A 12,815-nucleotide genomic window follows, 5' to 3' on the forward strand; every position below is an offset into this window, starting at 1 on the left:
GTGAGAAACAAAGGACGAAAAAGGGTAAAGACGATGGCGAAAGCAGCGACCCCCCAGAAGGCAGCCCCCAAGGCCTCAGCCGCGAAGACCGCAACCCCCGTGAAAGCGGCGGCAAAGGCTCCAGCAGCAGCCGCGAAGGCGGCCCCGGCCAAGGCGGCAGCACCGGCGAAGGCCGCAGCTGCCAAGACATCGGCCGTGGCCAGCAAGGCAACCGGCGTTGTCGGCAAGGTTCGCCAGGTCATCGGCGCAGTCGTCGACGTGCAGTTCGGCGATCACCTGCCGGCGATCCTGAACGCGCTCGAGACGACCAATGTCGGCAACCGCCTGGTGCTCGAAGTTGCCCAGCATCTGGGTGAAAACACCGTGCGCTGCATCGCCATGGACTCGACCGAAGGTCTGGTTCGCGGCCAGGAAGTGCGGGACACCGGCGCGCCGATCACCGTGCCGGTCGGCCCGGGCATGCTCGGCCGCATCATCAACGTCATCGGCGAGCCGGTCGACGAAGAGGGCCCGGTCGACGCCACCGAAATGCGCTCCATCCACCAGCCGGCTCCGACCTATGTCGAGCAGTCGACGGAAGCACAGATCCTGATCACCGGCATCAAGGTGCTCGACCTTCTGGCTCCCTATGCCAAGGGTGGCAAGATCGGCCTGTTCGGCGGCGCCGGCGTTGGCAAGACCGTGCTGATCCAGGAACTGATCAACAACATCGCCAAGGCGCATGGCGGCTATTCGGTGTTCGCCGGCGTCGGCGAGCGCACCCGCGAAGGCAACGATCTCTATCACGAGTTCATCGAATCCGGCGTCAACAAGAAGGGCGGCGGCGAAGGCTCCAAGGCGGCACTCGTCTACGGCCAGATGAACGAGCCGCCGGGCGCGCGCGCCCGCGTCGGTCTGACCGGCCTGACGGTTGCCGAATATTTCCGCGACCAGGGCCAGGACGTGCTGTTCTTCGTCGACAACATCTTCCGCTTCACGCAGGCGGGTTCGGAAGTGTCGGCTCTGCTCGGCCGTATCCCGTCGGCCGTGGGCTATCAGCCGACGCTCGCCACCGACATGGGCGCGCTGCAGGAACGTATCACCACAACCACCAAGGGCTCGATCACGTCCGTGCAGGCCATCTACGTGCCCGCCGACGACTTGACCGATCCGGCGCCGGCGACCTCGTTCGCCCACCTTGACGCGACGACGACGCTCAACCGTGCCATTGCCGAAAAGGGCATTTACCCGGCCGTCGATCCGCTGGATTCGACCTCGCGCATGCTCGACCCGCTTGTCGTCGGCGACGAGCACTATGGCGTCGCGCGCCAGGTGCAGTCGATCCTCCAGCGCTACAAGTCGCTGCAGGACATCATCGCCATCCTGGGCATGGACGAGCTGTCGGAAGAGGACAAGCAGACCGTGGCCCGCGCCCGCAAGATCGAGCGCTTCCTGTCTCAGCCCTTCTTCGTCGCCGAAGTGTTCACCGGCGCGCCGGGCAAGCTGGTCGACCTCGCCGACACCATCAAGGGCTTCAAGGGCCTCTGCAACGGCGACTATGATCACCTTCCGGAAGCTGCCTTCTACATGGTCGGCGGCATCGACGAAGCGGTCGAGAAGGCACAGCGCCTGGCGGCCGAAGCGGCCTGATGAAAGATAGCGGACCCGAATACGCTCAAGGCGATCGGGTCCGGTTACTTCAGCTGAGCGATGAGTTCCTTTCGGATTTTCCAGAGGAAGACGTCGCAGAGCTGAACACTCTCATCGGTCGAGAGTGGACTGTGGAGGAATGGCACGAAAAACTCGGCCAGTTGGAGATTTCCAACTCTCTGAGCCAATCGGAAACCATACATTTTGTGTGGGTGCCGCCCGAGTGGGTTGAACGGATACGATCATGGCTGAAGCTTTCAAATTCGAACTGGTTTCTCCGGAGCGCCTGCTGGTTTCCGAGCAGGTCGAATCGGTCGTCATTCCAGGCGCCGAGGGCGAGATGACGGTGATGGCGCATCACGCCCCGGTCATGACCACGATCAAGCCGGGCGTCGTCACGGTGAAGACGGCTTCGGGCGGGGAAGAGCGCTACGTGGTGTTCGGCGGCTTTGCCGACATCGTTCCAGCCGGTTGCACGCTGCTGGCGGAATCGGCTGTTGCGGTGAAGGATGTCGACCGCGCGGATCTCGCGCGCCGCATCAAGGAAGCTAGGGAAGACGCCGTAGACGCCAAGGACGACCAGGCGCGCAGCAAGGCGGAACAGTTCCTTAGCCAGCTCACCACGCTGGAAGGCGCCATCCTGCCGGCTTAAGGTTCGCTTCCGATGATTTGATGAAAAAGCGGGGCCTTGCCTCGCTTTTTTGTTTAGATACGCAAGGTCGCGAAGGCAGCTGCCGGCCTACCACGGCGCAGCTGTTCGAGGTGGGCGGTCGTTAGGTCCATCAACTTTCCGCGCCCCGGCTCTCCCTTGGCGAAGCCAGCCAGATCAAAAACCGACTCTACTGTCTCTCCCGTTGGCAGGCCTCGGCCAAAAAGTGCCGCCAATGGTACATCGAGCGGATCGGCGAAATGACTTTCCGGCAAGGTCTTGCCGCGTGCCTCGCAGGCCGCGATCCAGGCGGCGATCACCAGCGTCAGGTGCTCGGGCCGGGTCCCGGCTTCGAGGCACTCCAAGGCGGAGGCTACAATGCGCTGTGGCAGTTTCTGACTGCCGTCATTGGCGATCTGTGCCGTGCGGTGGGCAAGCGCGGTATTCGAAAACCGCTCGGCCAGTTCAGCCGTATAGCTTGCCGTGTCGAGCCCGGCATTCCTGGGCAGTGTCGGGATGGCCTCGGCCCAGAGCGCATCGACAAAGGCTCGTATCGCCGGATCGGCGAAGGCGCGGTCGACGGTGACGTGACCGCCGAGCAGGCCGAGATAGGCGATGGCCGAATGCGCGCCGTTGAGCAGGCGCAGCTTCATGTCCTCGAAGGGGCGGACATCGCTGACCATGGTGACGCCGAATTGTTCCCAGGCTGGCCTGCCTTGTGGAAAATTGTCTTCGATCACCCACTGGCAGAACGGTTCGGTCATGACCGGCCAGGCGTCCTCGACGCCGAGTTCTTCTGCGATCCGCGACCGGTCGGTGTCGGTGGTTGCCGGCACGATGCGGTCGACCATGCTGGAGGGAAACGCGACCTGATGGGCTATGTGGCCGGCGATTCCAGCGTCGCTCTTCACGTCAAGCCTGGCGTCGCGCAATTCGGCGAATTCGGTCAGCAGGCGGTGCAGCGTGGCGCCGTTGGCCGGCAGGTTGTCGCAGCACAGCACGGTGAAGGGTGGCACGCCGGCGGCGCGTCGCCGGGCAAGCGACTCAGTCAGGAAACCATGCGCCGTCTTAGGCAATTCGGGGTTTGCCAGATCGTGGACGATGTCGGGATGGGCGACGTCCAGCCCGCCGCCCGCCGCCCTCAAATAGGCCTTCTCGGTGATGGTCAGCGTCACGATGCGGGAGCGAGGGTCGGTCAGCGCGGCCAGCACCGCGCTGGGGTCTTCCGGGGCCACCAGCATGGAGCCGATCGAGCCGATGACGCGAAGCTTCTCTTGGCCGCTGCTTCTGATCGCCAGCGTGTAGAGCCCATCCTGCGGCGTGAGCGCATCGCGCGTGTCGGCGCTGCGTAGCGAAACGCCTGTTATGCCCCAGCCGGTCTCTCCAGCCGCCAGGCAGTCGTCGACATAGGCGGCCTGATGGGCGCGATGGAACGCACCGACGCCGAGATGGACGATGCCCGGGACGACGCGGCTGCGATCATACGAAGGCGTTGCGATCGAAGCCGGCAATGCCCGCGCCGTTTTCCAGGAAAGGCGTTTGATCGTCGTGGTGGGGCTGGTCTGGACGGATGACATGAAATCGCCTCGGGGAGTGGTCGGCAAGCGGCGTAACATCCGATCTCATGCCACACAATGGCACGAAAAGTCATCATACAACAATCCAATTTTTGTATGTTGACATTATTTCTTGCCGACCCTACCGATAGCGGCCCTGGGAGGATCACCGTGGCACTGACCGATGCGGATTTGCTATTTCCCGCCGAGGCGCAGTCGCGCTCGATCGCCCGCGAACTCTATGCCGTGGTCAAGGATCTGCCTCTGGTCAGCCCGCATGGTCACACCGATCCGCGCTGGTATGCGCTGAACGAGCCCTTCCCGGATCCGGCGCAACTGCTCATCGTCCCGGACCACTACATCTTCCGCATGCTGTTCAGCCAAGGCGTCCGCCTCGAGGATCTCGGCGTGACGACGCTGGACGGCGCGCCTGTCGAGACCGACGGCAGGACGATCTGGCGGCGTTTTGCCGAACACTATTATCTGTTTCGGGGCACGCCGACCCGGCTGTGGTTCGATCATGTGCTCGCCGATCTGTTCGGCATCGACGATCCGCTGAACGCGGCGACCGCCGACCGCCATTACGACACCATCGCGACGCTGCTGCAGTGGGAGAATTTCCGTCCGCGTGCACTGTTCGAGCGCTTCAACATCGAGGTCATCGCGACGACGGAAGGCGCGCTCGACGATCTCCAATGGCACCAGATGATCCGCAACAGCGGCTGGCAGGGCCGCGTCGTCACCGCCTATCGGCCGGATGCCGTCGTCGATCCCGATTTCGAGGGTTTCTCGACCAATCTCGACCGGCTCGGCGAGATCACCGGCTGCGACACCGGCAACTGGGCCGGCTATCTCGATGCGCACCGCCGGCGGCGCGCCTTCTTCAAAAGCTTCGGCGCGACCTCGTCCGACCATGGCCATCCAACGGCCGAGACCGCCAATCTTTCGGATGCGGCGGCGCAAGAGCTGTTCAATCGTGTTCGCCGCGGTTCCGACGACGAGCGCGAACGAAAACTGTTTCGTGCCCAGATGCTGACCGAGATGGCCAAGATGAGCCTCGACGACGGGCTGGTGCTGCAGATCCATCCCGGCTCCTGGCGCAATCATTCGCCGGCTGTTTTCCAAAAGTTCGGCCGCGACAAGGGTTTCGATATCCCGACCCGGACGGACTATGTGACGGCGCTGAAGCCGCTGCTCGACTGTGTCGGGCTGGAGCGCGACCTCACGATTATTCTCTTCACGCTCGACGAAACCAGCTATGCGCGCGAGCTGGCGCCGCTGGCCGGCGTCTATCCGGCGCTGAAGCTCGGCCCGGCCTGGTGGTTCCACGACAGCCCGGAAGGCATGCGGCGCTTCCGCGAGATGACCACCGAGACGGCCGGCTTCTACAACACCGTCGGCTTCAACGACGATACCCGTGCCTTTCCATCGATCCCGGCGCGCCACGACGTGGCGCGGCGGGTCGACTGCGCGTTCCTCGCGCGTCTCGTTGCCGAACACAGGCTGCGCGAGGACGAGGCGCATGAGCTGGCGCGGGAGCTTGCCTACACGCTGGCGAAGAAGGCGTACCGGCTCTGAGCCGGGCGCTTTGGTTATAAAAGGGAGGAAGTCATGTTGCATTTCTCGAAATTGACGGCAGCCACGTTCGCTTTCGGCTCGCTGCTGATCGGCATAGCCAACGCCGAGACCGTGCTGCGGTCGTCGGATACCCATCCCGACGGCTATCCAACGGTCGAAGCGGTCAAATATATGGGCGACCTGATCAAGCAGCGCACCAATGGCCGCTATTCCGTCGAGGTCTATCATTCGGCGCAGCTCGGCGAGGAGAAGGACACGATCGAACAGACGCAGACCGGCGTCATCGATCTCAACCGCGTCTCGATGGGACCGTTCAACGGCATCGTGCCGGAGACGGCGGTTCCATCGCTACCCTACATCTTCCGCTCGGTCGAACACATGCGCCATGTGATGGATGGCCCGATCGGCGATCAGATCCTGAAGGCATTCGAAGCACATAACCTCGTCGGCCTCGCCTTCTATGATTCCGGCGCGCGCTCGTTCTACAACACCAAGATGGACATCACCTCGATGGCCGACATGAAGGGGATGAAGTTCCGCGTCATCCAGTCGGACGTTTTCGTCGACATGGTCAATGCGCTGGGCGCCAACGCCACGCCGATGGCCTATGGCGAGGTCTATTCGGCCTTGCAGACAGGCGTCATCGACGGCGCCGAGAACAACTGGCCGAGCTTCGAATCCGCCAAGCACTTCGAGGTCGCCAAGCACTACACGCTCGACCAGCACCAGATCGTGCCCGAGGTTCTCGTGATGTCGAAGGCGAGCTGGGACAAGCTCTCGCCGGAAGACCAGGCGATCGTCCGGCAAGCGGCCAAGGACAGCGTCGTCAAGATGCGCGAACTGTGGGACGCGCAAGAGAAGAAGTCGCGCGACATCGTCGAGAAAGCCGGCGTCAAGGTCAGCGAGATCGACAAGCAGCCACTGATCGATGCGATGAAGCCGGTCTACGACAAGTATCTGTCGACGCCCGAACTCAAGGATCTCGCCGCACGCATCCAGGCGACCAAGTAATCCGTTCGCGGCAATGGTGGCGCGATCTTCCGCGCCACCATCCAGGGGAGGCGCGCATATGAAACCATTCTGGCTGGCGATAGAACGGCTGCTGTCACGGCTGGCGAGGCTTGCGCTGTGGGTCAGCGGCATCGGGCTGACCCTGATGACTGCGATCATCTTCTGGCAGGTGTTCTCGCGCTATGTGCTCAACAGCTCGCCAAGCTGGACGGAACCCTTCTCGGTGCTTTTGATGGGCTGGTTCATCTTCCTGGGTGCCGCGGTCGGTGTCCGCGAGCGCACGCATCTGGGCTTCGATGTGCTGCTCTATTTCCTGCCGTCCGCCGCCAAGGCGGTGCTGCGCAGCATTTCGGATGTCGTCGTGCTCGCCTTCGGTGCCGGCATGATCGTCTACGGCGTCCAGCTTACCAGGCTGACCTGGAACACGGTGATGCCGTCTCTGGCTTTCCCCGGCGGCGTCAGCTTCCTGCCGGTCATCCTGGGCGGCGCGCTTGTCTGCCTGTTTTCTCTGGAGCGGCTGGCCGGGCGATTTGCCGGACTGCCGGTCGACGCCGATCAGTACGCCACGGGCGAGGAAGATCTGTAATGGCCCTGACGGTTCTGTTCGGTACCTTCGTCTTCCTGCTGATCATCGGCACGCCGATCGCGTTCTGCCTCGGCGTCGCCAGCTTCGCGACGGTCCTGGTGCTGGGCCTGCCGCCGCTTGTAGTGTTCCAGCGTCTCAACTCCGGCGTCAGCGTGTTCTCACTGATGGCCATCCCGTTTTTCATCTTCGCCGGCGACCTGATGGTGCGCGGTGGCATTGCCGCCCGTCTGGTGGCGCTGGCCGGTTCGCTGGTCGGTCATCTGCGCGGCGGGCTGGGGCAGGTCAACATCGCCGCCTCGACACTGTTCGGCGGCATTTCCGGCTCGGCGGTGGCCGACGCCTCGGCGGTCGGCGGGCTGATGATCCCGCAGATGAAGGCGCGCGGCTATGGCATAGACTATGCCGTCAACATCACTTCGGTCGGCGCCATCATTGCGCTGCTGATACCGCCTTCGCACAACATGATCATCTATTCGATCTCGGCGGGTGGGCGGATTTCGATCGCCGACCTGTTCACCGCCGGCATCATACCAGGCCTGCTATTGGCGCTGTCTCTCATGATCACGGCCTATTGGGTCGCCAGCCGCCGCGGCTATCCGACCGAGCCCTTCGCCGGCTTCGGCCGGGCGCTGCAATTGCTTGTTGCTGCCATTCCCGGCCTGATCCTGATCGGCATCATCTTCGGCGGCGTCCGCTCAGGCGTCTTCACCGCCACCGAAAGCTCCTGCATCGCCATCGTCTATGCCTTCCTGGTGACGCTGCTGGTCTATCGTTCGATGAGCTGGAACGACTTCGTCACCGCCACCACCGCTGCGGTGCGCACGACCGCAATGGTGCTGATGATCATCGGCTGCGCCGCCGCCTTTGGCTGGCTCCTCGCCTATCTCAGGGTCCCGGCCGCGCTGGTCGCCTTTCTGCAGTCCGTGTCCGACAACAGGCTGGTGATCCTGCTGTTGATCAACATTGTCCTGCTCATCCTCGGCACGTTCATGGACATGTCGCCGTTGATCATCATCACGACGCCGATCTTCCTGCCTGTGGTCATGGCCTATGGCGTCGATCCAGTGCATTTCGGTGTGATCCTCATTCTCAATCTCGGCATTGGCCTGTGCACACCACCGGTGGGGGCCGTGCTGTTCGTCAGCTGCGCCATAGGCCGCATCCCGATCTGGACGGCGATGCGTTCGATCTGGCCATTCTATGGCGCCGCATTCGTCGTGCTGATGCTTGTCACCTACGTGCCGGAGATTTCATTGTGGCTGCCGCGCCTGTTCCACTAGAGCAGTTCGCGCAAGCGGCGAACTGCTCTAATCCTTTGTTTTGACGCAATTCCGGACGGAAAACCGTTTCACACTTTTCCTGGAATTGCTTTAGGAGACCATCACGTGTCCGCTGCATCAACGGACCTCAGGGTCGAAAGAAAACCCAAGCTGTCGGAAACCGTGGTCGCGGCGATCCGCAAGCAGCTGCAGGCGGGCGAGATCCTGCCCGGCCACAAATTGCCGACCGAAGGCCAGTTGACCGAAACTTTCGGCGTCAGCCGCACCGTCATCCGCGAGGCGCTGGCCAAGCTTGCCGCCGACGGTCAGGTCGAGCCGCGCCAGGGCGCCGGCGTCTTCGTCACCGAGCACATCTCGACGATGTTCGGCGCGCTGGCCGCCGACATTGGCAGCAAGGATTCGATCGCGCTCAACGTGCTCGAGGTGCGCCTGGCGATCGAGATCGAATCGGCCGGGCTCGCCGCCATCCGCCGCAATGCCGCGCAGGAGGCGGCAATCCAGGAAGCCTTCTTCGAGTTCGAACGGCTGCTGCTTGCCAGCGAGCCGACCGGTCCGGCCGACCTTGCCTTCCATCGCGCGATCGCCAGCGCCACCAACAACCCGTTCTATGTCGAGATGCTCGACGTGCTCGGCCGGCGCGCCATTCCGTGCGACGTGACCTCGCCCTGGTCGACCGAGCTGGTGCAATCCGACAGCTATCAGCGCGGGCTGCAGCGCGAGCATCTGGTGATCCTCAACGCCATTATCTCTGGCGATGCCGAGGCCGCGCGCGAGGCGATGCGTGCACATCTCACCGCCAGCCAGCAGCGTTACCGTGAGCGCCTGCATGCGCGTCAGGCTTTTTATGCCAGTTCGGTCAAAGCCGCGGCCAGCGGATGACCCATTTGAAGTCAGGACAGCCATGAGCCAGAATCATACCGACTATACATCGCGCTTTGCCATCGACCCGGTCGCCGCCGCGGCGATGGGAACAGATGAACTGCGTCACAACTTCCACATTGACGACCTGTTCCAGCCGGGCCGCATCAGCCTGACCTACACCCATTACGACCGCATGATCGTCGGCGGCGCCATGCCGACCGACGCGCCACTGCCGCTGGAAGCGATCAAGCCGACCGGGACCAAAGGTTTTCTCGACCGCCGCGAGATGATCGCCGTCAACATCGGTGGCGCGGGCGTCATCAAGGCCGGGGGCCAGTCCTTCGAATTGCAGGCGCGCGACATGCTCTATCTCGGCATGGGCACCACCGACGTGTCCTTCGCCACGGCGGACAAGGGCGCGCCGGCGAAGTTCTATCTGCTCAGCGCGCCGGCGCATCAGGCCTGGCTCAGCCGGCTGATCCGCATCGGCGATGCCAAGCGCCTCGATCTCGGCAGCAAGGACACCTGCAACGAGCGTTCGATCTTCCAGTTCATCCATGCCGAGGGCGTGAAGACCTGCCAGCTGGTGGTCGGCATGACGCAGCTGGCGCCGGGCTCGGTGTGGAACACCATGCCGTGCCATGTGCACGACCGGCGCATGGAGGCCTATCTCTATTTCGACCTGGCCGAGACGGCACGCGTCTTCCACTTCATGGGCGAGCCGGACGAAACGCGCCATATCGTGATGGGCAATGAGGAGGCGGTGCTGTCGCCGGGATGGTCGATCCATTCGGGCGCCGGCACGTCGAACTATGCTTTCATCTGGGCGATGGCCGGCGACAATGTCGATTATACCGATGTCGATCCGGTGGCCTTGGACGAATTGCGGTGAGCGATCTCTCCGCCTTCAGCCTCGCCGGGAAGCGTATCCTGGTGACCGGCGCCAACACCGGTATCGGCCAGGGCATTGCGGTCTCGGTCGCACGCGCCGGCGGTGCGGTGATCGGTGTCGGCCGCTCGTCGATGGACGACACGGCTGACAAGGTTGCCGCAGTGGGCGGGCAATTCGAGGCGGTGAGTGCCGACCTTGCCGACACGTCGGCCGCCGGTCCGTTGCTCGGCCGGATCTGGGACGAAAGCGGGCCGCTCGACGGGCTGGTCAACAATGCCGGCATCATCCGGCGCGCCGATGCCGTCGATCTCAGCGAGGCCGATTGGGACGACGTCATGGACGTCAATTTGAAGACGATTTTCCGGCTCTGCCAATCCTTCGCCAGGCGGACGCTTGCCGGCGGACGCCAGGGCAAGATTGTCAACATCGCTTCGGTGCTGAGCTTCCAGGGCGGCATCCGTGTTGCGTCCTACACTGCCTCGAAGCATGGCGTGCTCGGCATCACCCGGTTGCTCGCCTGCGAATGGGCGGCAAAGGGCATCAACGTCAACGCCATCGCGCCGGGCTATATCGAGACCAACAACACGCAGGCGTTGCGTGCCGATCCCGACCGCAGTGCGGCCATTCTGGCGCGCATCCCGGCCGGCCGCTGGGGCGAGGCGGGCGACATTGGCGACGCCGCCGTCTTCCTGCTAGCGCCGGCGTCGAACTACATGCATGGCGCGGTGGTGCCGGTGGATGGCGGCTGGCTGGCGCGATGAGGAGATGACGATGACCGCAAAGATTTTCGCGCATGCCGGCGAAGGCGCGTGGACGACGACGCCGGATGGCAACAGGCGACGCGTTCTCCTGCACACCGATGAATTGATGTTGGTCGAATTCGGCTTCGACGAGGGGGGCGTCGGAGCCCTGCATTCGCACCCGCATGTCCAGGCGAGCTACGTCGCCGAAGGCCGCTTCGAGGTGACCATCGACGGCCGGACCGAAACCATCGAAGCCGGCGGCAGCTTCATCGTGCCGTCCGGTCTGGTGCACGGCGTCAAGGCGCTGGAAGCGGGGCGGCTGGTCGACAGCTTCACGCCGCACCGGGCCGATTTCCTCGCCTAGCCAAGGGTAGGGGATCGAGGGAAAACCCGCGCCCCAAAAGAGACGCGGGTTGTTGCCTGGGCGCTTATGGCGCCGCGGTACGCAAGACATGACCGCAGGATGTGAAGCCTGCCGCATCATGGTGAACATAGGCTTAATGCGCCGTACAGCCGAGGGCTGTCCTCTGTCAGGTGATGTGCCGGAGCAGGCTGAAAAGCCGCTCGAATGTCTTGCCGTAGGGCGGACGCAACATGGCTCCCGCGCTCAGCCGCGACTGCAGGAAAACCGGCTTCTCCTTGCTGAAGGTGCGAAAGCCCCATTCGCCGTGATAGGCGCCCATGCCGCTGGCGCCAACACCGCCGAAGGGCTGGTTCTCCTGCACCAGATGCAGCATGCAGTCGTTGATGGTGACACCGCCAGCGACGGTCTCGCGCAGGATGCGCTGACGATTGCCGCTGTCGCGGCCGAACCAGTAGAGCGCCAGCGGCCGATCCGCCCCGTTGACATGGGCGATCGCCTTGTCGATCCCGGCATATTCGACGATCGGCAGCACCGGCCCGAAAATCTCTTCGCGCATCAGCCGCAGGTTTGCGCTGGCATTGCGGACCAGCGTCGGCAGCAATTTCCGGCTGGTGGCGCTGAGTTGCTCGCCGGCCGGGTTGATCTCGGTGATATCGGCGCCGGCATCACGCGACTCGATGATCATGTCGCGCAGGCGTTGGTAATGCCGGTCGCTGATGATGGCGGTATAATCGGGGTTGTCGCGCAAGGTCGGGTAGAGCTTCGCGATCGCCGTTGCGAGCTTGGCTGCGACCGTGCCTGCCTGTCCCTTCGGCACCAGCAGATAATCCGGCGCGATGCAGGTCTGCCCGGCATTCAACAGCTTGCCATAGGCAATGCTGGATACCGCCGCATCGAGGTCGCATGACGGATCGAAGATTGCCGGCGACTTGCCGCCGAGTTCCAGCGTGACCGGGGTCAGGTTGGCGGCCGCCGCGATCGCGACCTGGCGGCCCACCGCCGTTGAGCCGGTGAAGAGCAGGTGGTCGAAAGGCATCGATACGAACGCCTTTCCCATCTCCGCATCGCCGGTGATGACGCTTAGCTCATCAGGTGAGAAATGCTCGGCAACGAGTTTGGCCAGCAGCGCCGAAAATGCCGGCGTCAGCTCGGAAGGTTTTATGAGCACGCGGTTGCCTGCGGCAAGGGCTGCAGTCACCGGCGCGACAGCGAGCTGGAAAGGATAATTCCAGGGCGACACGATGCCGACGACGCCGAGCGGCTGTGGAATGAGGCGATTTCGGCCCGGCAAGAACGGCATGGTGGTGGCGACACGGCGCTCCCGCATCCAGCCCCTGAGATGGGACAGCGCGTGGCGGATGCCGGCGCGCACGACAAACAGTTCCGCAAGCCGCGTCTCGTGTGCCGAGCGGCCGCCAAAGTCGGCGTCGATCTCCGTGCAGATGTCGGCCTCGTGCCGCTCGGTCAGCGCCAGCAGGCGCTTCAGGCGGTCCTTGCGGATGGCAATGTCTGGGAAAGGCTGCGCCTCGAAGGCGGCGCGTTGCAGCCGGAGCCGCTCGCCGAGAACGTCCTGTCTGGTCTGCAGCATCGCGCCCTCCCTGGCTTGTCGGGCCGAGCTTACATCGTGGTGTGTGAGGGAATCCAGCGGGGGTGCGGGTGTCCCCGG

At 63.7% G+C, this 12,815-nt stretch carries 12 protein-coding genes; 10 read left to right on the top strand and 2 right to left on the bottom strand.

The genetic code is table 11. From position 1 onward, the window contains the following. The first annotated feature begins 33 nt into the window (after window positions 1-33). Together atpD and ASD12_RS13125 are read left to right on the top strand one after the other, a co-directional pair. Window positions 34-1,629: a F0F1 ATP synthase subunit beta gene (atpD, locus tag ASD12_RS13120; RefSeq protein WP_056586154.1), complete on the top strand. Its 1,596-nt coding sequence runs from the start codon at window positions 34-36 to the stop codon at window positions 1,627-1,629. A gap of 244 nt (window positions 1,630-1,873) precedes the next feature. Further along, window positions 1,874-2,281 (top strand): F0F1 ATP synthase subunit epsilon, encoded by a 408-nt coding sequence (locus ASD12_RS13125; protein WP_056586157.1) that lies wholly within the window; start codon window positions 1,874-1,876, stop codon window positions 2,279-2,281. A 53-nt stretch (window positions 2,282-2,334) separates the two neighbouring features. On the opposite strand, the gene ASD12_RS13130 is transcribed toward ASD12_RS13125, so the two are convergent. After that, complete coding sequence (locus tag ASD12_RS13130; protein WP_056586159.1) at window positions 2,335-3,855, bottom strand: mannitol dehydrogenase family protein; 1,521 nt, start codon at window positions 3,853-3,855, stop codon at window positions 2,335-2,337. Window positions 3,856-3,951: 96 nt separating this feature from the next. Here ASD12_RS13130 and uxaC point away from each other — a divergent pair, with 96 nt between their 5' ends. The 8 genes from uxaC (at window position 3,952) to ASD12_RS13170 (ending at window position 11,149) form a co-directional block, all read left to right on the top strand. Further along, window positions 3,952-5,412, top strand: coding sequence for a glucuronate isomerase (gene uxaC / locus ASD12_RS13135; protein ID WP_056586162.1), 1,461 nt, complete (start codon window positions 3,952-3,954; stop codon window positions 5,410-5,412). A 33-nt stretch (window positions 5,413-5,445) separates the two neighbouring features. Further along, window positions 5,446-6,423, top strand: a complete 978-nt coding sequence (locus ASD12_RS13140) for a TRAP transporter substrate-binding protein (RefSeq protein WP_056586166.1) — start codon at window positions 5,446-5,448, stop codon at window positions 6,421-6,423. A gap of 58 nt (window positions 6,424-6,481) precedes the next feature. Then, complete coding sequence (locus ASD12_RS13145) at window positions 6,482-7,009, top strand: TRAP transporter small permease (RefSeq protein WP_056586171.1); 528 nt, start codon at window positions 6,482-6,484, stop codon at window positions 7,007-7,009. Further along, complete coding sequence (locus ASD12_RS13150; protein WP_056586175.1) at window positions 7,009-8,289, top strand: TRAP transporter large permease; 1,281 nt, start codon at window positions 7,009-7,011, stop codon at window positions 8,287-8,289. The genes ASD12_RS13145 and ASD12_RS13150 overlap by 1 nt, the downstream gene beginning before the upstream one ends. A gap of 105 nt (window positions 8,290-8,394) precedes the next feature. Then, the gene (locus tag ASD12_RS13155) at window positions 8,395-9,168 is read left to right on the top strand and encodes a FadR/GntR family transcriptional regulator (protein WP_056586180.1); all 774 of its coding nucleotides are present in this window, start codon (window positions 8,395-8,397) and stop codon (window positions 9,166-9,168) included. Between the two features lie 22 nt (window positions 9,169-9,190). Further along, the gene (gene kduI, locus ASD12_RS13160; RefSeq protein WP_056586182.1) at window positions 9,191-10,042 is read left to right on the top strand and encodes a 5-dehydro-4-deoxy-D-glucuronate isomerase; all 852 of its coding nucleotides are present in this window, start codon (window positions 9,191-9,193) and stop codon (window positions 10,040-10,042) included. Further along, on the top strand, window positions 10,039-10,803 hold the full coding sequence (gene kduD / locus ASD12_RS13165) for a 2-dehydro-3-deoxy-D-gluconate 5-dehydrogenase KduD (protein ID WP_056586185.1): 765 nt from the start codon (window positions 10,039-10,041) through the stop codon (window positions 10,801-10,803). The genes kduI and kduD overlap by 4 nt, the downstream gene beginning before the upstream one ends. A 10-nt stretch (window positions 10,804-10,813) precedes the next feature. Continuing rightward, a complete protein-coding gene (locus tag ASD12_RS13170; protein WP_056586843.1) occupies window positions 10,814-11,149 on the top strand; it encodes a cupin domain-containing protein in 336 nt (111 codons plus the stop codon). A gap of 166 nt (window positions 11,150-11,315) precedes the next feature. On the opposite strand, the gene ASD12_RS13175 is transcribed toward ASD12_RS13170, so the two are convergent. Next, window positions 11,316-12,737, bottom strand: a complete 1,422-nt coding sequence (locus ASD12_RS13175) for a coniferyl aldehyde dehydrogenase (RefSeq protein WP_056586188.1) — start codon at window positions 12,735-12,737, stop codon at window positions 11,316-11,318. Window positions 12,738-12,815 lie beyond the last annotated feature (78 nt).

Source organism: Mesorhizobium sp. Root102, from assembly GCF_001425625.1.
In the GTDB taxonomy this organism is placed as follows: domain Bacteria; phylum Pseudomonadota; class Alphaproteobacteria; order Rhizobiales; family Rhizobiaceae; genus Mesorhizobium.

Excerpts from the sequence above, each read along its gene's own strand:
- atpD (WP_056586154.1), top strand. The coding sequence starts at position 34 with ATGGCGAAAGCAGCGACCCCCCAGAAGGCAGCCCCCAAGGCCTCAGCC.
- ASD12_RS13125 (WP_056586157.1), top strand. The coding sequence starts at position 1,874 with ATGGCTGAAGCTTTCAAATTCGAACTGGTTTCTCCGGAGCGCCTGCTG.
- ASD12_RS13130 (WP_056586159.1), bottom strand. The coding sequence starts at position 3,855 with ATGTCATCCGTCCAGACCAGCCCCACCACGACGATCAAACGCCTTTCC.
- uxaC (WP_056586162.1), top strand. The coding sequence starts at position 3,952 with ATGTTGACATTATTTCTTGCCGACCCTACCGATAGCGGCCCTGGGAGG.
- ASD12_RS13140 (WP_056586166.1), top strand. The coding sequence starts at position 5,446 with ATGTTGCATTTCTCGAAATTGACGGCAGCCACGTTCGCTTTCGGCTCG.
- ASD12_RS13145 (WP_056586171.1), top strand. The coding sequence starts at position 6,482 with ATGAAACCATTCTGGCTGGCGATAGAACGGCTGCTGTCACGGCTGGCG.
- ASD12_RS13150 (WP_056586175.1), top strand. The coding sequence starts at position 7,009 with ATGGCCCTGACGGTTCTGTTCGGTACCTTCGTCTTCCTGCTGATCATC.
- kduI (WP_056586182.1), top strand. The coding sequence starts at position 9,191 with ATGAGCCAGAATCATACCGACTATACATCGCGCTTTGCCATCGACCCG.
- ASD12_RS13170 (WP_056586843.1), top strand. The coding sequence starts at position 10,814 with ATGACCGCAAAGATTTTCGCGCATGCCGGCGAAGGCGCGTGGACGACG.
- ASD12_RS13175 (WP_056586188.1), bottom strand. The coding sequence starts at position 12,737 with ATGCTGCAGACCAGACAGGACGTTCTCGGCGAGCGGCTCCGGCTGCAA.